Below are 21,058 nucleotides of genomic sequence, written 5' to 3' on the forward strand. Positions count from 1 at the left end.
ATGTATAAAGCCCCTTTAAAGGGGCTCTGATTTATTTATTCTTAATCTTTTGATCTTGCTTGTCCTTCATCATTGCTTTCCATAGAACTTTGTTTAATGTCTCTTCATCTGCTCTATCTGCCCCAGAAAAATCCAATGTTTTAGAAAGTGCTGCTCCAGGTGCATTTTGGGCGTTTATCTCATCAAGCGGATAGCGCGGTTCTTCCACTTGATAAGGGGTAAAGTCAGGTTTATTAGTAAAGGCATTAGACATTGGAATACTTGAGGCATCAAATTGTGTCATTGGTTTCATGCCTAAAATTAATTCCATCGTACGGAGCATGGATGTCGTATCGTAAAATGTACTATCGAGTTTTCCAGTTTGTGTATATGGACTGATGACAAGGGATGTCGTACGGTGTGCGTCCACATGATCCCATCCGTTTTGAGCATCATCTTCTGTAATAAAGATTGCTGTGTCTTTCCAATATTTCGATTGGCTAACAGCCTCAACTAGTTTTCCTACGGCATAATCATTTTGGGCAACCATCGCCTGCGGAGACAACTTACCTGGCTTTGTTCCTTGTGTATGGTCATTTCCTAGACGAACAATCTGAAGCTGAGGAAGGTTGTCATTTTTTACAAATTCTTGAAACTCCTTTTCCCATGCTTCTTGTCGAACAAGATCTGAAATATCGAGATTATATCCTGGGAAGTTGGCATCATAGTTATTAGAGATACTAGGTTCAGTTGCAACCCATTGGTTTGTTTTCTTATCAAAATTGACAAACTCTCCATAGACTCGATAGCTTACATCGGATCGTTGAGCATTATTCCAAATAAATCCAGCCTTTGGGTAACTCGCCTCATTATCACCTTCCCAATCATAGCTGCGATTTCTTCCAGAATAATTAGCCATCCAAGTTTTTTCTGTATAATCATTTGCCTTTGCAGCTGTTGCCCAGTTATGACCTTGTGCACTAATTTCAGCTGTCGCATAAAAATTATCAAATGTGACAAAATCCCTTGCTAATTTATGCAAATTTGGGGTCACATCTTCTCCAAAAAATGTAAGGCTCGGATCCCCATTTCCTTTTTCTAAATCACCAAATACTTGGTCGTAGGTTCGATTTTCCTTAATAATATAGATTACATGTTTAATAGGTGACTTCCCTTCAGGAGTGACAGGGATAGGGTTATTTGCTTTCGTATTCTGTTTATATTTAATTGTGTTATTTTCGTTCACCTGTTTCGTATATTGGCGTAATTGACTTTGATTTGGAATATCAATCACTGAAAGGGAGCCATTCATCATATTCCCAACATATTGTCCTTCAGCATTTGGACCTGCACCCAACCCTTTTGCATTGGTTACCAAGAGTTTTTTGTTATTTAAATAGACACCTGTTGGATACCAAGCAGTTGGAATTAAACCTTTCACCTCTGCTTTAGGACGAGAAACATCTAATACAGCGATATCATTATTTCCAGCATTAGCTACATATAATGTTTGTCCATCTTCTGACAAGGCTAATGAATTAGGCTGGCTTCCTGTTGGCCCGTTCTTTTTTGGTTTTACCAATATTGTTTCTACTACTTTATGAGATTTAGGATTAATAATCGAAATCGTATCATCGTCAGAGTTTGAAATATACACATCCCCTGTTTTAGGATTCTCTGCAATGGCATTTGGATGCAAATCGGTAGGAATGGTTTTCTTGACTTCCAAAGTTGCAGAATCTAGAAGAGAAACACTGCTTTCACCCCAGTTTGTAACATATAGGGATTTACCGTCATTCGTTATAAAAGCAGTATATGGATTCTTTCCAACAGCAGTAGTTTTGACGACCTTTTGACTTGATACGTCAATTTTAGAAACCGAATGATCAAGATTGTTAGCAACATAGAGATATGCTCCATCTTGAGAAATAGACATCCCGCCAGGAAATGCATTCGAATTTTGAGTGTCCTTTAACGAAATAGGTTCTTTTTCTGATAATTGTCCGCCAACAAAGTCAAACGTACGAATTTTGTTATTTCCCCCAGCAGAAGCGTAAAGACGTTTGCCATCTGGACTGAAAACAATACCGAGATAAAGAGATTCAGGTGATGTATAAGGGATTGTGTGAACAACCTTATTTAAAGTAGTATCGACTACTTGCAAGGATTGTGTCCCTTGTCCACCATTTGATACAACGAAATAACGTCCATCGGGACTCAGTGCGGCTCCCATTGGAAAATTTCCAAGCGTTACTTGTTCCCCTGCTGGAGTTAACGACCAGTTGTAAGGTGTAACCCCAGTATGTTCACCATGGTTTGGACCTGCGGTTCGATTATATTCAACAGCAGCATAAGCTGAAGTTGATGTAATCGTGAGGGCCGCAAGCGTCGCAGCAATTAACTGTTTCTTTTTCACTTTCATTCTTTCAACCCCATTCCTATTAATTTAATAACTACAATTTAATTGTAAATGTTGGTTATGAATATTTAGTTTTGTTCATGTAAAGATTTTTTTAAGAATATTGCGATAATTTACCTATGAAAATAGTCTGTTTTTATGGATTTATTGGGGATATTTGCAAAAATAAGGAAGAATTAATCACGACATGATACCCTATTTTGTGTATCCACTCCAAATTTTTCATCGAACCTATAAGATTGGCACTAGAGATGCAAATAAAAAATTTATAATGTCAACAATTAATTTGAAACAGAAATTTTACAAATAAGGGATTATAATCCTCCTGAAACACAAAAAACCTTATAATTAGATAGAAGGTAAAAGTCCTGTCCATATTCTAATTATAAGGAGTACTGTATTTTTTAAATTAACGAGACAAATGAAGAGGCGTGCCTTTTCTAAAAATGGCACGCCTCTTTACGTTACATCACACTAAAATAAACAATCCCTAAAACTATAGCTAGTAAAATTCGATAAATTGCAAAAGGAAGCAACTTGATTCGGCTGATAAGTGCTAGGAAGAATCGAATGGAAATCCATGCAAATACAAACGCACTTACGAAACCAACAATAAAAAATGGAATGACATCTGCTGTCATGAAATCAAGTTTTTTGACTAAAGAAACTGCGCTTGCCCCAAACATGATCGGAACAGCCATGATAAATGTGAAATCGGCAGCGGCCCTGTGTTTCAATCCCATTAGCACTCCACCAGAAATGGTAGCACCTGAACGAGAGAAGCCAGGCCATAATGCTATACATTGGAATAATCCTATTAAAAAGGCTTGCTTATATGTTATTTCGTCTAAAGAAGCACCTTCATAATGATTCGCCTGCTTAGATTTCCAGTCTGCCAGAATCATCAAAAAGGAACCAGCTATTAGTGCAAGCAATACCGTTTCAATTCTAAATAAATAAGTATCAATGAAATCTTCAAAAGCAAACCCAAATACAACTGCTGGCAAAAGACCTACGATCACATGTGTCAGTTTTAAACGTGATTCAGATGGCGACTTTTCCATTGCCCCGCCAATGTTAATCCCTACCAAACTCCAAAGGCGAGACCAAAATACAATGACAACTGCCATAATGGAACCTAGTTGGATAACAACTTTAAATGTATTCGCTACCTCAGGAGAGCCAAGTATTTCTGCTGATTTTAACAGCATATCGTCGACAATAATCATATGACCTGTTGAAGAAACTGGAGCAAATTCTGTTAAACCTTCTACCAATCCTAATATTAGAGCGACTATAATATCCCAAACTGTCATCATTCAAACCTCACTTTCACTACAATTCATAAGTTTACATTTTTTTAGATAAAAAGAAAAGGTCATTCTTGTTTTAAAAATAGTATTACAGAATAAAATATGTATAGGGTCTGTAATATTGCATGGAGATTTGTGATGTCTTGTTCCGCTAATTATCGATTGGTAAACTTCTTGACCATTTCGATCGCTCGCGTAGTATCCATATTATAGTAAAAAGCAAACTAGAAAAACGAAAGGTAAGATGCACCCACATAAATTAAAATATTTGCATAAATTAAAAATATACACTTTTTGAGTTCCATAGTATAATTTATTTTATATTAGTCTATCCAAAATTATGATGGATAGACAATTTAAAAACACAGGAGGTGTACACCTTTCATTGAAAGGTGAACCATTTGGACATAGTCAGTTTAATTTTAATTGGAGTATTGATTGTTTTAACCGCTTTTTTTGTAGCGACAGAGTTTGCGATTGTTAAAATTAGAAGTTCTCGTATCGATCAGCTGGTCGAAGAAGGAAAGCCTGGAGCAAAAGCAGCAAAGCATGTCACGACACATATGGATGAGTATTTGTCAGCTTGCCAATTAGGGATTACAATCACGGCACTCGGAATAGGTTGGTTAGGTGAACCAGCGATAAAAGGTTTATTAGAACCGATCCTATATAAATGGCAAATTGGTGCTTCAGCTTCCCATATCATTTCAGTAGCAATCTCTTTTTCTATCATTACTTTTTTACACGTTGTGGTAGGTGAACTCGCACCTAAAACGGTTGCGATTCAAAAAGCTGAAATGGTAACCTTGCTTTTCGCAAAGCCGATTACTTGGTTTTATAAACTCATGTTTCCGTTCATTTGGTTGTTGAATGGCTCTGCTCGTTTGATGGTGAGAATTTTTGGTCTTAAACCAGTATCAGAGCATGAAGAATCCCATACGGAAGAAGAGCTTCGCATCATCTTGTCTGATAGCTATAAAAATGGAGAAATCAATCAGACTGAATTGACTTATGTGAATAACATTTTTAAATTTGACAATCGAATTGCGAAGGAAATTATGGTCCCTCGTACGGAAATGATTTCTCTCTCAACTGAAGATAACTTTCAAGATTGGTTGCACGTGATTAAAAAAGAAAAGCTTACCCGCTATCCGGTATATGAAGGTGACAAGGATAACATTGTTGGTATCATTAACATTAAAGATATTTTGATGGCGCAAATAAAAAATACCGAACCAGATACCGATATGAAAATCACTAGATTCTTAAAGCCTGTCATTCTAGTGATTGATACCATCCCTATTCATGATTTATTGTTAAAAATGCAGCAGGAACATACACATATGGCTGTTTTATTAGATGAGTACGGCGGAACGAGTGGTCTTGTCACGGTTGAAGATATTATTGAAGAGATTGTCGGTGAAATTCGCGACGAATTCGATACAGATGAAATAGCAGAAATTACGAAAATAGATGAGGAGCATTATTCTTTTAGTGGGAAAGTTCTCGTTCATGAGGTAAATGACTTACTCGGTACAGAATTATCAGACGAAGAAGTAGACACACTTGGCGGATGGATCTTATCCCAGAACTTTGATATTGCGGAAGGTGAAAGCATCTACTCAGATGGCTTCAAGTTTACGATAAAGGAAATTGATGGGCATCAAATTCAGTTCGTTGAAGCTAAAAAAGAAGAAGTCGTGGAACAAATTCTGCCCTTAGAAATGGAAGCATAACCTAATGAATCACGCACTATTATGGAATATCTCCTTATTAGTGCGTTTTCATTTTCATAGAACGAGCAAATAATTGGATTCTTTGTTAAAATGATAGTGGTAGAAAAAATATAGATTTTACTGTAAAAAGGAGTAGTTTGGATGGATGACCGCCTTTTTAGAACGGCCATGGGCAGATTCGCAACTGGTGTAACCGTCATTACGACAAAAATTAATGGCATTGTTCATGGTATGACTGCAAATGCTTTTGTGTCTGTTTCATTGAATCCGAAGCTTATTCTCGTATCAATTGGAGAACAAGCACAGATGAATCAGCTGTTAAAAGAATCCGGCCAATTTGCCGTAAGTATATTAAATGAAAATCAAGAAGATATGTCCGCTTATTTTGCTGGGCAAATCAAAGAAGAAAGAACGATAGAATTTGATAATTTTAATGGTATAGAAGTTATTAAAGATTCAATAGCAAGTATGACATGTACCGTTCAAAATTCCGTAGTCGCGGGCGACCATACACTTTTTATTGCTGAAGTTACAGACTTGCGCATTCAGGATGGAGAACCGTTGCTGTTTTACGGTGGCAACTATAGAAATATTAAATAAAGAATCCCGACAGTTTCTACCAAGTTACTGTCGGGATTTTTGTATTTTCAAATAGATTGTTTCTTAATGAACATGCTAATTTATTTTCCTCTACCTTCTATTCAATTAACCTCAAAAAGTTCCTGTCCATATGTTCCTTTTTCGGAAAAATAGACAACTCTAAATTTCGATATGGAATTTGGAGCATTTTGAACAAAGCCTTATTTGATAAGGGTTTGGACGATACGTGCACGGTACGTACCACGATACGTGGACAAAAAGAAAAAGAAAAAGAAAAAGAAAAAGAATAACAACCACTACATGGTCGTCGTGGTTAGGATTAATTTAATAATTTTTTATACAGGGTGTCCTTTTTTACGTCTGCCTCCTATATAGAAGGTGAAAGGGAGGTGAGGCAAATGGCACAGGGGATTTTGAAGTCAAGCAGTTTAAAAGTTGTTTTTGATTACGGAGTTGACGAGCATAACAAGCCAATCTTCAAAACAAAGACGTTCAATCGCATTCGTCGAAACTCTACAGCAGATGAGCTTTACAGCGCTGCTACAGCAATTGGCTCCTTATCGAAAGAACCAATTTGGGCAATTGAAAGAAATGATAGTTACGAGATTGGTGAGTAAAAGCGAAATTAGTAGAAAGTGAGGTGAGAAGGAATGAAGGTATTGGAGCTTAACTTTTTATCAGCAGAGGGAAAAACTTCGAAATTGACCGTTGATAAGCCGCTTGAGCCAGTAAATCCTGCACAAGTAAAAGAGGCAATGGAAAACATCATCGCTTCTAACGTTTTCCTCGACACGGATGGCAATCCGTTTGTTGAGGCCAAGTCAGCACGACTCGTTGAAAGAAACGTTGAGGAAATCGACATAGATTTTGAATAATTACAATAGGTTGACTCTAGTGTGGGTCAGCCTATCTTTTCTATAAATAAAGAAAGGAGTTGACCCAAAAGTGGAACAAATTCTCCCATTCCTAAGTGAGGTTGGTTTTCCGGCACTCGTAACCTTCTACTTACTGTACCGGATCGAAACAAAACTGGAAGCCGTCCTTCAATCCCTGCAAAGCTTGCCAGAGCGAATGCAGAAAATGAAAGAGTGAGCTATGGAGGATGGAACAGCCTGCCGTTATTGATGAGGCGTTTTCGCAGTATAGTTTTTAATTATTTGGTCTAAAACGATATGGAAATCTTAGTAAGAAAAAATCCCAGAAAAAAACCCGACATGAATTCTCATATCGGGTTGCTGAAACGTTATTTTTGTTTCTTTCTATATCCTAAACCTAACTCTTTTTTCTCCCGCGCCAATGCTTTGTATAACGATAACATCATCAAAATCATAACGAATGAAAAAGGAAATGCCGCTATGATGAGTGCATTTTGTAAAGCCTGAAGCCCCCCGCTATAAAGAAGAATCGCAGCCATTGCCGAAAGGATAATTCCCCACGTCACCTTTACTCTGTTAGGAGGGGTTAATGAACCGTACGTTGTTTGCATTCCAAGGACAAAGGTAGCCGAATCAGCCGAAGTAATAAAAAATATGCCAATTAATATGATTGCGATGATGGAAAGCAAACTTGTAAAGGGCATCTCATTAAAAACGGCGAACAACACTTCTTCTGTAGCAAATTGTGTTAAATCGATATTGCCCATTTGCTGTACACTTATAGCTGTTGTCCCAAACACTGCAAACCATATAAAGCTAACAATTGTAGGCAGAAGCAATACACCAATTAAAAGTTCACGGATTGTTCTGCCCCGCGATACACGAGCAATGAATATTCCGACAAACGGAGACCATGATATCCACCATGCCCAGTAAAAAATCGTCCAATCATTGATCCATTCCCGTCGTTCCGGCCTTAAAGGTGCAATTCTAAAACTCATTGAAATAAGATTTTGAAAATATGCACCTATTGTGTCCGTAAATAAATTTAAGATTAATAATCCCGGACCAATAATGAAAACAAGTATTAATAAAATCACTGCCAAAAACATATTCGTGTTGCTTAAGTATTTGATTCCTTTACTAAGTCCAGACCAAGCTGACATGATAAATAAGATTGTTACAATAATAATGATAATGACCTGTATATAAAATTTGTTAGGAATACCAAAAAGATAGGCAAGTCCGCCGTTTATTTGAGCGGCTCCAAATCCTAAAGTAGTCGCAACTCCGATGACTGTTGCCGTAACAGCAATAATATCAATGAGTGTCGCTATTTTACCTTTTGAATGTTTTCCTAAAAGGGGACTAAGTGCCGCGCTTATAAGTCCTGGCTCATCTTTTCGAAAGTTGAAATAAGCGAGGCAAAGTGCGACAAGAGCATAAATGGCCCAAGCGTGAATTCCCCAGTGAAAAAAAGTAAATCTCATCGAATCTTTTAACGCCGCATCTGTTCCAGGAGAGGCAAGGGGCGGTGAGGAGGCAAAATGGGAAAGAGGTTCCGCTGCTCCCCAAAAAACGAGTCCAATTCCCATCCCTGCACTAAAAAGCATCGCAAACCATGTTGGTCTTGAATACTCTGGCATTTCACCTGGTTTTCCTAGTCTAATGCCACCAATGGGGCTAAAAATAAGAAATAAACAAAACAAGACTATGACACTAACGAGTATTAAGTAATACCAACCAAAACCGGAGGTAATTAAAGCTTCTACATTAGCTGTAGCTTTTTCAAATCGATTCGGCGTGATCACTCCGAAAATAACAGCAATCAAAAGTAAAATCGCGGAAATGTAAAAAACACTAGAAATTTTCTTCATACCGTTCTCCTTCCCAAGTACATCTTTAGCTTTATTATTGCTCCCCTTTTACTACTTAATTCCACTTAATAACTTGTCATAGTCCTCTTTTGTATCAATATCTTGAAAATACTCAAATTTATTAAAAGGTAATATTCTTCCTTTCGTAAAGTTATCACCATGCAATAATGCCTTTGCTCCAGTATCTCCTGATAAATTTAGAAGTTCAGGAAACATGGTGGAAGATAATAAAACGGGGGGAATAATGATACTTTTAAAAGATGCTGCCACAAAATAAAGGGAAGGTATTTTTTTCTTACACTCCATTATTTCTTCAATAATATGTAATGGGATGAGCGGTTGGTCTGCGAGCATAACTAATATAGCGTCTACTTCCTCCTTTTGCGCCAATCGGATCGCACATTTAAGAGATTCGGATTGTCCCATATGGGCATTTGTACAATTAATGATTGAGCAATTTGGATTCTTTATAAATTCGGATGATAGCCAAGGAGCTTCTCCGCTTACAACAATATAGATTTTTTCTAATGAGGACTGCAATGCTGTTTCAAGCGCTATGTTCCCAATGGTCGTATTCTTGAAAGGAAGTGCTAGTTTATTTTTCCCCATCCGTGAACTTTTTCCTGCAGCTAGGTAAACCCCTGCAATTTTCATATCTTCCTCCTGCGTGATTGAATTAGCTCGGCCGCGATGCTAATTGCTATTTCTTTCGGACCTTCCGCACCAATCGATAAACCGATGGGGGAGTGAAGCCAGTTAGGAATCTCTCCACCGATTAAACGTTCCGTTCTCTTTTTTGAGCCTAAAATACCTACATAAAAAAGCTGTAATTCTTTTAAATGCAGCAGGATCTTACGATCACGTTGAAAATCATGTGTCATGATGATGACCGAGTCTAAACTGGATAGAGGGATTTCTTTTACTACTTGGTCTGGCTCCCCGATAAAGAAAGATTGCGCAGATGGAAAAAATTCACTCGTACAATTTGCTTCCCGCCAATCTAATATATGAACTGAATACCCCATATCTGCAGCTAGATGAGCAAATGGTCTAACATCCTCCCCGGCACCAACGACATAAAGATTGGGTTTCGGCCATATTAATTGAAGAAAAAAAGCTTCATTTTCCGTCATATCTTTCTTAGCATAATGGCAAAACCGGGGAGTCGTTTGTAGTAAAACAATAAATTCTTTTGGGATTTCAAATGAAATATCGCCAAGAGTTTCATTAGTTTTATTTAGAAACGCATACTGATCGAAATTTGTTAATGATTGAACAAACAGGACAGGTTCTATTTTATTTAATTGTTCTTTTATAGATTTAAGGAAACGTCGATATCGATCATCCACATCCCTTAATAATACAGACACGATGCCATTGCACCCCGCCCCAGATCCCCAACCAAGATCATCTTCAGAACTTAGATCATACTCCACTATTTCAGCTCTTCCAGTAGAAAATAGTTCACTTGCACGATGCTTTAAATCATTTTCAAGACATCCTCCACTAATAAGACCTATTTTTGAGCCATCTTCTTTTAACAACATCCAAGCTCCAGCTTTTCTATAAGAAGAACCTTCAACATTGGTTATTTGGGCAAGAACAGAAGGTTGATGGTGTTCCTGTGATAATGTATCAAGTATTTCATGAAGGTAAAAATCCATTAACTTCTCCTCCATTTACTTTTTAAAAAGACATTAAGAATATATCCTATGTGCAATGTCCTTTTTCATTCTCTGACTTAAATGCTTTCCACTTTTATTATTCAAATCTTCCCCAGTCGTTCTATCTTCATAACATATTATTTACATTCTTTGGTTACCATACTTACTATTATCAGTATATTTAAGGGGTCGGAAAATGAATTATTTAGTATCTGTTGTCATTGGGGTTGCATTCGGCACGATATCCCGATTTGTATTACTGAGAACCGACTTTCGGCAGTATCCTACTTATCCTCAAGGTAGAATGATTCACTTATCATTTGGTTTTATTGCCGCATTTATCGGTGCTGTGGCTGTTCCATCTGTGCTCGATTCTAATTGGACAGCTGTTACTTTTCTTGGACTTGCGGCTACTCAATTCCGTGAAGTTCGGAAAATGGAGAGGGACACACTTGAACAGGTTGATCTTAGTGAGTTGGTGAAGCGAGGAACACCTTTTATTGAAGGTATGGCTCAAGCTTTTGAAAGTCGTAACTATTTAGTTATGTTTACAGGTCTTATTACAACACTTTTGACTGTTATTAACTTATGGCTTGGGATTCTTGGCGGAATTGCCATGCTCTTTGTCGTTAAGGCTAAAATGTCAGGGAATGTATTAAAATCCATTGCTGAAGTTACTGAAGGAGAAATTAATTTCAAGGGACCCAATTTATTTGTTGGTGATATTCATATTAAAAATGTTGGTTTAAAAGTAAATAGGGATATTATTCTAGAACGGGCGGTAGGTGTCATTATTATTCCAAAAAATGAAAACAGCATTGTAACGTTATCTCATCTTGGTCAACGACAGGCAATGCTTCACCACGTCGCAAATGTACTCGGCACATATCTTGATTCAGGGGAGCCAAGTTTTATCCCGCTTTCTAAGCGAGATATGGATGATGGACGGCTTGGTCTTTTCATCATGCCTCAAGAAAAGGATTTTAACCAGGTAAAGACAGTTTTGGAGAATGTTCCTGTTTTAGATAGTGCCATCCGTCTTCCGAGTGAAGGGGATAAAGGAAAGAGATAAGTAGGAGTGTTGAAAAATGCCAGATGATCAAATTGCTTCGATTGTTGCAGTTGTAACTACAAAACAAGGAAATATACAAGGTGGGGGCGCTCCCTTTTTTATTGTAGAAGATGCCGATGCTTTGCAAAAGGTTAGCTTGAGTCTTGAACGGATACTAGATGCTGCAGCTAGTGAAATAGATGAGAATACAATCGTCATTGTAGCGAGGTAAATGGTGAGAGTGGAGGATTGAAAATGCACATAAATGTTGGTAAAACGGTACAAAGAATTGATGCTGTTGAAAAAGCAGCAGGGACGGTTCAGTATTTAGCTGATTCCTCCTTTCCAGGCATATTACATGCAAAACTTGTAACGAGTACACACGCACATGCGAAAATCAAATCAATTGATACGACAGAAGCTTGGAAAGTGCCGGGTGTCCGTGCGATCGTGACTGGTGAGGTGTTTCCTTATCATATAGGTCCCATTTTAGCCGATCGACCTCCATTAGCATTTGAAAAAGTTCGTTATCACGGTGAACCATTAGCAATAATCGACGCCGATCAAGAATTTCAAGCAAAGCAGGCTGCTTTTAAAGTAAGGGTGGAGTATGAACCACTTCCTGTCGTTAACTCTGTCCAACAAGCGTTTCAAAAAGATTCTCCGCTTGTACACGAAAATTCTGGTCAATATCAAAAAATTATTAGCAATGTTTATCCCATCCAAGGTACAAATATCGGTAGCCATATAAAAATTAGAAAAGGTGACTTTATAACTGCATGGGAAAATTGTGATGTGAAAATAACAAAACATTTTTCATTCAACCTTTCAGATCATGCAGCTATTGAAACTAGAAGTGCGAAAGTGGAGATTAATCCAGCGGGTAAGGTAATTGTTCATTCCACCACCCAATCTCCTTATACGATTAAAAAAGTGTTGAATCAATTTTTTAACGTGGCAGTTGGAAATATTATCGTCCATGCTCCATTGGTCGGAGGTGCTTTTGGCGGAAAGGGAACTGTCCAGCTTGAGCCTCTTGCATATTTGGCTTCGAAATCAGTAGGGGGGAAACTTGTAAAGCTAGACTATGAGAGAGAGGAAGATATGATTACTGCTCCATGTCACATTGGTTTTGATGCTACGGTTAAGCTTGGAGCAACTAACGATGGAAAACTTGTGGCGGGTCATTATACATACTTGATTGATAGCGGAGCTTATACCGACCAAGCGGCAGGGATTACACGAGCCGCGGCACTTGATTGTACAGGTCCTTATCATATCCCGAATGTTTGGTGTGATTCTTATTGCATGTATACAAATCATCCGTATGGAACTTCATTTAGAGGATATGGTCATCCTGAACTCACCTTTGCGGTTGAACGAACGATGGACATGCTCGCAAAACAATTAAATATGTGTCCGATTCAGTTAAGAAAAATGAATGCGATAAAACCTGGTCATACATCTCCAACTCAAGCAGTGATTACAGCAAACAATATTGGCGATTCTGAAAAGTGCCTTGAACGTGCAAAAGAATTAATCGAATGGGATAAAGGGAGACGAATTGAAATGGATTCGGGCAAAATTCTCTCAAAAGGAATATCTCTTTTTTGGAAGACATCAACGACAGCGACGAATGCCCAATCTGGTGCTGTTATAACGTTTGAAGCGGATGGAAGTGTAAACTTAAATTGTGCTGCAATCGAATTGGGACAAGGAACTAAAACGGTTCTTGCACAAATTCTTGCTGAAAAATTAGGGATGGAAATCAATCAAATCCATGTCACGATGGAGATTAATACACAGTATGATCCTCATCAATGGCGCACAGTTGCGAGCAGTACAACATTCCTTGCTGGAAGAGCAGTGATGTCTGCTGCCGACGATGCTATTGCTCAATTGAAAAAGACGGCGTCCATTGCTATGCAATGTTCAATTGAAGATTTAGAGGTTGGCGGTGGCAGAGTTTATTTAAAAGCCCATCCAGAATATGGCGTCAATATTAAAGATATTGCATTAGGTTATAAATATCCTAATGGCCATGCTGTTGAGGGACAAGTCATTGGAACGGGAAAACATATTCAAAGAAGATTAACCCCAATGGATAAAGAAACAGGATTTGGAAAACCAGGTCCCTGGTGGTCTGTAGGTGCACAGGCAGTGGAAGTGGAGTGGGATCCAAAAGATTATACGTATAAGCTGTTAAAAGCGGTGACTGTTTTAGATGGAGGAACGATCATCAATCCAGGAACAGCTACCCAACAAATGCGGGGTGGAATGTATTTAGGTCTCAGTTTTGCAAGTAGCGAAGGCTTTATTTTTAATGAAAATGGTATTGTTCAAAATCCTCAATTAAGAAATTATCAGATGTTAAGGTTTGGAGAACAACCTACAGAGTACTTAGTTGATTTTATCGAAACACCTTCTGCAGATGGTCCATATGGCGCGCGTGGAATAGGTGAATATGGGGTCATCGGAATGGCCGGCGCACTAGCCAACAGTCTATCAGCAGCTGCTGAAGTTGAACTGAATCAATTGCCTCTCCATCCTGAATATATTTGGAAAGCTAAGAAGGAGAATGCCACATGATCCCATTCGATTTTGACTATTACAAACCAACAAAAATCGAAGAGGCATTACAAATATATGAAAATGTTAAGAGCCAAAACAAGAAACCAATGTATTATTCTGGGGGAACTGAATTTATAACATTTGCGAGAATCAATAAAGTTTATGCAGATGCTGTCATTGACTTAAAAGGAATCCCCGATTGTCATGCATTGGAAGAACATGATGATCAACTCATCATAGGGTCGGCTGTTTCTTTAAATAAGATTGCTGATTCCAATGTTTTTCCATTATTAGGACGAAAGGTGAAGGATATTGCCGATCACACCTCACGAAATAAAATTACGATTGGCGGAAACATTAACAGTCAATTGATATATAAAGAAGGAATACTCCCACTTCTATTATCAGAAGCGAAGGTGAAGGTTGCAGGAAAAGGAGGAGTACAGGTTCTTCCGTTAAATGAAATGTTTAATATGAATCTGCAGCTGGAACAAGAGCAATTTATAATACAAATTCTCATTGAAAAGTCTTATACAGAGTATCCTTTTTTTACGTTAAAAAAGACGAAATTTTCACAGGTTGGATATCCAGTCGTTTCAATAGCAGCGATAATAAAAGACAATCAAATTCGTCTTGCTTTTAGCGGAGTTTGTCATTATCCTTTCCGATCTGAGAGAATGGAAAAAGTATTGAATGATCCCTCTTTGACATTAACGGAAAGGGTTGAGCAGGCTTTAAGCGGGCTGCCAGACACAATTATTAATGATATTCAGGCATCAGCGGAGTATCGGGAATTTGTATTAAAAAGTGCTCTGTTGGAAACTTTGGAAACATTGGAGCTGAAAAAATGATGGAAGGATTATCAAAGGCATTCGTTCAACTTCATATAAACGGAGAAATTCGTGAGGTAGCTATCCGTTCTGCAGACACTCTACTACAAACGCTGCGTAATGAGTTTGGTTTAAATGGGGCAAAGCGTGCTTGTGAGAATGGAGATTGTGGCGCATGTACAGTGTTGGTTAATGGTGAACCTATGCATTCTTGCCTTACGTTATCAATCGAAAATACGGATAAAATGATTACAACAATTGAAGGTTTAATGGGTTCGCCAATCCAAAGGGCTTTCGTAGAAAATTGGGCAATTCAATGTGGCTTTTGTACACCCGGTTTTATCGTGAATTGTCAGGGGCTTATGAATAAGCATCCTGATGCAGATGAAGCGACGATTGAAGAGTGGATGCAATCTAATTTATGCAGGTGTACAGGCTATGCGGAAATAAAGGCAGCGATTATTACGGCATTATTAGAGGGAAGAAAACAAAATGGGGAAGTCTCATGATTTGAGACACCCCATTTTCAAATTAATCCTTTTTGAAGCTCTGATTACCACTGTTAAGTGATTCAATTAGCTGTAATGTTTGTGCTACCTGTTCAATTTGTTGCTGTACTTGTTCAAGCTGTTGTTGTTCTGCAGTAGTTGATTGTGTGGCAGCTATTCCTTGCATTTGATTTAGCTGTTGGGTCGCTTGCTGTAACTGTTGCTGTGCTTGCTGCAAGGACTGAACATCAACCATAGATGAATTTTGCTGAATCGTTTGCCCTGCCTGCTGCATCGCTTGGAAAGCCTGTTTCTTTTGGTTTTGAAATTGCTGCTCCATTTGTGCTTGATTTTGCAAATTATTCTGCTGTTGCTGTTGTATTTGTTGTTCTTGGAAGCTTTGTCCTTGCTGCTGTTGTTGATTATTCGTCATGACGATTCCCTTCTAAAAAAATTTAGGGTCTGATAAAGCCCGCCATCTATAGTGTTCTTATATTTGCTCTTTTTTATCCGAATTCAACACAGCTTTTACCAAATTCCTTATTTCTTGATAGCTTCAGGGTGTCGGTAAAAATAGAGATCCACCCAATATCGTCCTGTGTTTCATTTAAAGGAATAATTTGACAGCCTCTCTAAAAGGCAAAGCAAAAAAAGACGACCGTGCAGTCGTCTTTGTGAATTACATTGAAGTACAAGGCATCCGCTGGATTAAGATGCTTTACCTAATCCATCATCAAGGACAATCGGTTTTATTCCTTTTTGAGCGGCATCGAGTTTTACTCTTAATCCCATAAAGAATGCTGCAATAATGACGACGGTTATCACGCTTGCTACAATGTAAGAAATATTCATTGGGAGGTTAAATCCAATCTTTGCGTTTAAGATAAACGTGAATGTGGTCATCGTTATAAATACAGCAGGAATTGCGGCAATCCAATAATTTTTCTTTTGCAATGCTAGATACATAGCACATATCCACAATGCAATCATTGCTGTTGTTTGATTTGCCCATGCAAAATATCTCCAAAGAATATTAAAATCCATTTGAGTAAGAATGACCGAAATTACAAACATTGGGAGAGCAATCCATAAGCGATTTCCAAATTTCTTTTGAGCTAACCCAATATAATCAGCAATGATCATACGTGCACTTCTGAATGCAGTATCACCAGAAGTGATTGGTAGAACGATAACTCCAAGAACTGCAATCGTACCAAATACAGCACCGAGTGTAGTAACGGAAACCTCTTTAACAATTCCAGCAGGACCTACTTCAGTAAGCAATTGGTTCAATGAAGTACCATCGAAAATGGACATTGCTGCAGCTGCCCAAATCATCGCAATAATGGCTTCAGCAATCATCATTCCATAGAAAATATAGCGTCCTTGTGATTCATTTTGTGTTGTACGTGAAATAATTGGTGATTGTGTGGCGTGGAATCCAGATAGAGCACCACAAGCAATCGTAATGAAAAGAATAGGGAATATTGGTAGATTATTAGGATGCATATTTGTAAAGCTTAGCTCTGGAATATGGTGTCCTTGGAAAATAAGTGCTCCACCAATTCCAACGGCACTAATCAATAAAATTAATCCAAGAATCGGATAGATTTTTCCAATGATTTTATCAATAGGAAGTAATGTAGCTAATAAATAATATACGAAGATAATGGCGACCCAAACGCCTACTGACATCCATCCTTTTGTTAAATCTCCGAGTAGATCTGCAGGTGCAGTAACAAACACGGTTCCGACAAGAATGAGAAGTAGAATGGAGAATGCATTAACCACATGTTTAAAAGCCTTTCCAAGAAACATGCCGGCAAGTTCAGGTAAATGAGCTCCACGATTTCTTAATGAAATCATACCTGTTAAATAGTCATGCACCGCACCTGCAAAAATGGCACCAAACACAATCCATAAAAACGCAACAGGTCCGTATAATGCCCCCATTATAGGTCCAAAAATTGGACCAACTCCGGCAATATTTAGTAATTGAATGAGAGAGTTGCGCTGTTTGCCCATTGGGACATAATCGAGGCCATCTGCAAGCGTATAAGCTGGAGTTTTGCGATTTTCTTTTACTCCAAAAACCTTTTCAACATACTTTCCATACGTGAAATAACTTACAACTAACAAAATAATTGCAGCAAAAAAAGTGATCATGTACTTGCCTCCTAATCATTAATGAATGCGCTTTCATTCTATCACAACGAGCCTATTTTGAATAGAGTATTATGTTGGAAAATATTCATAATTTGTCGATGATTGATAATGATTATCATTTATAAGTTGACTTGAAAAACACTAGTGCTATAATGAATTTGACGTTACTGATAATCATTTTCAATTAAAGTTATAATAATACGAGTCTTTTTTCCTAAGTGTAAAACATTCAATCTACTATTTTTATGGAGTTATTTTCTATGAAAACAAAATACTTAATTATTGCTTTAATATTGGCATCTATACTTTCTTTATTTGTTGGAGTCAGCAATATAACTCCTCTTGATCTGCTTGATTTTCAATCGGAGGAAACGCAAATTTTTCTAATAAGTCGCTTGCCGAGACTAATGGCTATTATCCTAGCAGGTTCTGGAATGAGTATCGCAGGACTAATCATGCAGCAGCTTAGCAGAAATAAATTTGTATCGCCTACGACGGCGGGAACGCTAGATGCAACACGTCTTGGAATTCTTGTGTCCATGCTTTTATTTGCAAATGCCTCGACGCTGGAAAAAATGCTTGTCGCATTTGCATTCGCACTCGGTGGTACTTTACTTTTTATGCAAATATTGGACAGAATCAAGTTTAGAGATGCGATTTTTATTCCGCTTGTTGGTTTAATGTTTGGAAATATATTGTCCTCTATTACTACGTTCTTTGCATATCGTGCTGACATTATTCAAAATATGTCCGCCTGGCTTCAGGGGGATTTTTCGATGATTATGAAAGGGCGATATGAGCTCCTATATATTAGTATTCCTGTTCTAATCATTGCTTACCTATATGCAAATCGATTTACGGTAGCAGGGATGGGGGAGGATTTCTCCAAAAATTTAGGACTTGCTTATAAGCGAGTGGTTAATATCGGTTTAATTCTTGTAGCCCTCATTACAGCAACAGTTGTACTGACAGTCGGGATGATTCCATTCTTAGGTTTGATTATCCCTAATATAGTCTCGATTGCAAAAGGGGACCATTTGCAAAAGACATTGCCGCATACTGCACTTTTAGGCGCAACTTTCTTACTCGTATGCGATATTTTGGGCCGCGTGCTTATTTATCCTTACGAAATTTCCATCAGCTTAATGGTGGGAGTAATCGGAAGCGGTATTTTCCTATATTTACTGTTCCGGAGGAAAGCATATGCGTAATTCTATGAAAGTTACAATTTTAGCAGTAGTTGCAGTTGGCTGTATTGGCCTATATCTGTTTCATCAATTAAATGGAAGTTTTGACTACGCCTTGCCAAGAAGAGGAATTAAAGTACTCGCAATGATTTTGACGGGGCTAGCTATTTCTTATGCAACGGTCGTATTTCAGACGATTACTCATAATCGGATTTTAACGCCGAGTATCATGGGACTTGATTCGCTTTATTTGCTTATTCAAACATTTGCGATTTTCTTTTTGGGTTCCAATCATATTACCGTTGTGAATAAACAAGTTAATTTTATTTTATCCGTACTGGCTATGGTTGTTTTTGCATTGCTCATTTACCAATTTTTATTTAAAAAAGGGCAGCGTCCAATTTATTTCTTATTATTGGTTGGAATTATAGTCGGAACTTTTTTCCAAAGCATTTCAACGTTTTTGCAAGTGTTAATTGATCCAAATGAATTTCAAATTGTACAAGACAAGATGTTTGCTAGTTTTAATAATGTAAACGGGGACCTTGTGTGGCTATCTTTACTTGTAATTGGAATCGTGATTCTAATTGGGTGGAGATCGAATCCTTACCTAGATGTATTGTCTTTAGGAAGGGAAACGGCCATTAATCTTGGAGTTTCTTACGATAAAATTGTAAAGCAAATGCTTGTCATTTCTGCTATTTTGATTGCGGTTTCTACGGCACTCGTAGGACCAATTACCTTTTTCGGTTTAATTGTAGCCAATTTATCCTATCAATTTTTCAAAACGTATAAACATAGCATTTTAATTGGTGGGGCAGCCCTTATGAGTGTCATTGCACTCGTTGGAGGACAGTGGGTTGTGGAGAGAATATTTACGTTTTCCACAACGCTAAGTGTGATTATTAATTTCATAGGCGGAGTGTACTTTATATATTTATTGCTAAGGGAGAGTCGATCCACATGATACAAGTACGGGGCTTATCAAAAATGTACGGAAAAAAAAGTGTCGTGGAAGATGTGACAGTTGATATACAAAGGGGACAAATTACTTCCTTTATTGGACCGAACGGAGCGGGTAAATCTACTTTATTATCGATGGTGAGCAGGCTCCTTGATGCAGATACAGGTGAGGTGCTTGTTGATAAAACAAATACCCGAGGAATGAAGTCAAATGACTTTTCGAAAAAGGTATCAATATTGAAGCAGTCGAACTACATGAATGTTCGATTAACGATTCGGGAACTTGTTTCGTTTGGAAGATTTCCTTATTCAAAAGGGAGATTAACTGAAGAGGATAACATAAAGGTGAATGAAGCCCTTGAATACATGGCGTTAACTGATATGGAGGATGCATACATCGAAGAATTATCCGGAGGTCAGCGTCAACGTGCCTTTATTGCAATGGTCATTGCTCAGGATACAGACTATATTTTACTAGACGAGCCTTTAAATAATTTAGATATGAAGCATTCCGTTCAAATCATGAAAATCTTGCGCAGACTAGTCGATGAGCTTGGAAAGACAGTTGTTATCGTCCTCCATGATATTAATTTTGCGTCTGTGTACTCGGATAGAATTGTCGCTTTAAAAAATGGCCGAGTTGTAAAGGATGGGCCAACAGAAGAAATTATCCAGTCTGAGTCTTTGAAAGAGATTTACGATATGGACATTCCGATTGAACAATTAAGTAACTGTAGAATTTGTGTATATTTTAATTCTTAAGATTTCATAAATCCGAGTGATATATTTAGTTGTTAGAGTGTAAATCAACATACAAGTTTTAAAGATATAAAACCCGATCGAGGAGTATTCTCGGTCGGTTTTTTTTATTTAGTCCCTATACATTTTCACACAACTTTGAAAATAAGATGGATAGAATGTTTTATCCATGAAAAGGAAAGGTTAGCGGGTGTCCGATGGAATTACTTAAGAGTTCGTGGCAAAGGGAAAAACGTTGATGTTGTCTGATTATAGTACCTATACACTAGTTAAAATAAACGTATCTGTCCGATTGAAACATTCAAAGTGCCCTTCGAAGACAAAAACTGGAGCTGCAGGTAACAATGAACTATCCAACGTACCCTTCGAAGTCGAAAAAACCGAACTACTGGTAACGATGAATCACGTTTAGTATGCCATTGGATTATAGCAAAAAAAAGGAACTACCTCTTAAATTGATGTGCTCCCTATAAAGTAGACAGATGAAATAATAAAAATCTGTTTACTTTATTAGGGGGCTTTTTCTATGGCAAAAAGAACTTATTCCGCTCAAGAAAAGTATGAGTTAATTATCGCGTAT

General features: G+C 37.8%; 20 protein-coding genes. 13 read left to right on the forward strand and 7 right to left on the reverse strand.

Annotation, left to right across the window (positions count from 1 at the left end; all coding sequences use genetic code 11):
• Positions 1-31: 31 nt before the first annotated feature.
• Positions 32-2,401 carry a bifunctional YncE family protein/alkaline phosphatase family protein gene (locus MT489_RS21865; RefSeq protein ID WP_244683681.1) on the reverse strand — a complete coding sequence of 790 codons (2,370 nt, stop codon included), beginning with the start codon at positions 2,399-2,401 and terminating at the stop codon, positions 32-34.
• 461 nt (positions 2,402-2,862) lie between these two features.
• The gene (locus MT489_RS21870) at positions 2,863-3,714 is read right to left on the reverse strand and encodes an undecaprenyl-diphosphate phosphatase (protein ID WP_244683699.1); all 852 of its coding nucleotides are present in this window, start codon (positions 3,712-3,714) and stop codon (positions 2,863-2,865) included.
• A gap of 398 nt (positions 3,715-4,112) precedes the next feature.
• Between MT489_RS21870 and MT489_RS21875 the strand changes: the two genes are divergently transcribed.
• From MT489_RS21875 to MT489_RS21895, 5 genes are all read left to right on the forward strand, one after another.
• Positions 4,113-5,447 (forward strand): hemolysin family protein, encoded by a 1,335-nt coding sequence (locus MT489_RS21875; protein ID WP_244683682.1) that lies wholly within the window; start codon positions 4,113-4,115, stop codon positions 5,445-5,447.
• Between the two features lie 141 nt (positions 5,448-5,588).
• Positions 5,589-6,047: a flavin reductase family protein gene (locus MT489_RS21880; protein WP_244683683.1), complete on the forward strand. Its 459-nt coding sequence runs from the start codon at positions 5,589-5,591 to the stop codon at positions 6,045-6,047.
• Between the two features lie 398 nt (positions 6,048-6,445).
• Positions 6,446-6,664, forward strand: a complete 219-nt coding sequence (locus MT489_RS21885; RefSeq protein WP_244683684.1) for a DUF1659 domain-containing protein — start codon at positions 6,446-6,448, stop codon at positions 6,662-6,664.
• Between the two features lie 33 nt (positions 6,665-6,697).
• Positions 6,698-6,922: a DUF2922 domain-containing protein gene (locus tag MT489_RS21890; RefSeq protein ID WP_244683685.1), complete on the forward strand. Its 225-nt coding sequence runs from the start codon at positions 6,698-6,700 to the stop codon at positions 6,920-6,922.
• A gap of 70 nt (positions 6,923-6,992) precedes the next feature.
• The gene (locus MT489_RS21895) at positions 6,993-7,139 is read left to right on the forward strand and encodes a YvrJ family protein (protein ID WP_244683686.1); all 147 of its coding nucleotides are present in this window, start codon (positions 6,993-6,995) and stop codon (positions 7,137-7,139) included.
• Between the two features lie 151 nt (positions 7,140-7,290).
• Here MT489_RS21895 and MT489_RS21900 read toward each other — a convergent pair whose 3' ends face one another.
• The 3 genes from MT489_RS21900 to MT489_RS21910 are packed head-to-tail and all read right to left on the reverse strand — an operon-like array spanning position 7,291 to position 10,463.
• The gene (locus MT489_RS21900) at positions 7,291-8,799 is read right to left on the reverse strand and encodes a glycine betaine uptake BCCT transporter (RefSeq protein WP_244683687.1); all 1,509 of its coding nucleotides are present in this window, start codon (positions 8,797-8,799) and stop codon (positions 7,291-7,293) included.
• 51 nt (positions 8,800-8,850) lie between these two features.
• On the reverse strand, positions 8,851-9,453 hold the full coding sequence (locus MT489_RS21905; RefSeq protein WP_244683688.1) for a nucleotidyltransferase family protein: 603 nt from the start codon (positions 9,451-9,453) through the stop codon (positions 8,851-8,853).
• The gene (locus tag MT489_RS21910) at positions 9,450-10,463 is read right to left on the reverse strand and encodes an XdhC family protein (protein ID WP_244683689.1); all 1,014 of its coding nucleotides are present in this window, start codon (positions 10,461-10,463) and stop codon (positions 9,450-9,452) included. Before MT489_RS21910 ends, MT489_RS21905 begins: the two co-directional genes overlap by 4 nt.
• Positions 10,464-10,659: 196 nt before the next feature.
• Between MT489_RS21910 and MT489_RS21915 the strand changes: the two genes are divergently transcribed.
• The 5 genes from MT489_RS21915 to MT489_RS21935 are packed head-to-tail and all read left to right on the forward strand — an operon-like array spanning position 10,660 to position 15,424.
• On the forward strand, positions 10,660-11,535 hold the full coding sequence (locus MT489_RS21915; protein ID WP_244683690.1) for a YIEGIA family protein: 876 nt from the start codon (positions 10,660-10,662) through the stop codon (positions 11,533-11,535).
• 16 nt (positions 11,536-11,551) lie between these two features.
• Positions 11,552-11,746: a capping complex subunit for YIEGIA gene (locus MT489_RS21920; RefSeq protein ID WP_244683691.1), complete on the forward strand. Its 195-nt coding sequence runs from the start codon at positions 11,552-11,554 to the stop codon at positions 11,744-11,746.
• A 23-nt stretch (positions 11,747-11,769) separates the two neighbouring features.
• Positions 11,770-14,103 (forward strand): xanthine dehydrogenase family protein molybdopterin-binding subunit, encoded by a 2,334-nt coding sequence (locus tag MT489_RS21925; protein WP_244683692.1) that lies wholly within the window; start codon positions 11,770-11,772, stop codon positions 14,101-14,103.
• Entirely contained in the window at positions 14,100-14,936 is an 837-nt protein-coding gene (locus tag MT489_RS21930) for an FAD binding domain-containing protein (protein WP_244683693.1), read from the forward strand. The genes MT489_RS21925 and MT489_RS21930 overlap by 4 nt, the downstream gene beginning before the upstream one ends.
• Entirely contained in the window at positions 14,936-15,424 is a 489-nt protein-coding gene (locus MT489_RS21935) for a (2Fe-2S)-binding protein (RefSeq protein WP_244683700.1), read from the forward strand. The genes MT489_RS21930 and MT489_RS21935 overlap by 1 nt, the downstream gene beginning before the upstream one ends.
• A gap of 22 nt (positions 15,425-15,446) precedes the next feature.
• Here the strand turns inward: MT489_RS21935 and MT489_RS21940 are convergent, their stop codons facing one another.
• The gene (locus tag MT489_RS21940; RefSeq protein WP_244683694.1) at positions 15,447-15,836 is read right to left on the reverse strand and encodes a hypothetical protein; all 390 of its coding nucleotides are present in this window, start codon (positions 15,834-15,836) and stop codon (positions 15,447-15,449) included.
• A gap of 275 nt (positions 15,837-16,111) precedes the next feature.
• On the reverse strand, positions 16,112-17,569 hold the full coding sequence (locus MT489_RS21945) for a carbon starvation CstA family protein (RefSeq protein WP_244683695.1): 1,458 nt from the start codon (positions 17,567-17,569) through the stop codon (positions 16,112-16,114).
• Positions 17,570-17,829: 260 nt separating this feature from the next.
• Here MT489_RS21945 and MT489_RS21950 point away from each other — a divergent pair, with 260 nt between their 5' ends.
• Genes MT489_RS21950 through MT489_RS21960 form a run of 3 tightly spaced genes read left to right on the forward strand, consistent with a single transcriptional unit; the run spans position 17,830 to position 20,481 of the window.
• A complete protein-coding gene (locus tag MT489_RS21950; protein WP_244683696.1) occupies positions 17,830-18,780 on the forward strand; it encodes an ABC transporter permease in 951 nt (316 codons plus the stop codon).
• Positions 18,773-19,723 (forward strand): iron chelate uptake ABC transporter family permease subunit, encoded by a 951-nt coding sequence (locus MT489_RS21955; RefSeq protein WP_244683697.1) that lies wholly within the window; start codon positions 18,773-18,775, stop codon positions 19,721-19,723. The genes MT489_RS21950 and MT489_RS21955 overlap by 8 nt, the downstream gene beginning before the upstream one ends.
• Positions 19,720-20,481, forward strand: coding sequence for an iron ABC transporter ATP-binding protein (locus MT489_RS21960; protein ID WP_244683698.1), 762 nt, complete (start codon positions 19,720-19,722; stop codon positions 20,479-20,481). The genes MT489_RS21955 and MT489_RS21960 overlap by 4 nt, the downstream gene beginning before the upstream one ends.
• Positions 20,482-21,058: the final 577 nt, after the last annotated feature.

Origin of the sequence: Lederbergia wuyishanensis (assembly GCF_022900255.1) — a bacterium.
Lineage (GTDB): Bacteria > Bacillota > Bacilli > Bacillales > Bacillaceae_C > Lederbergia > Lederbergia wuyishanensis.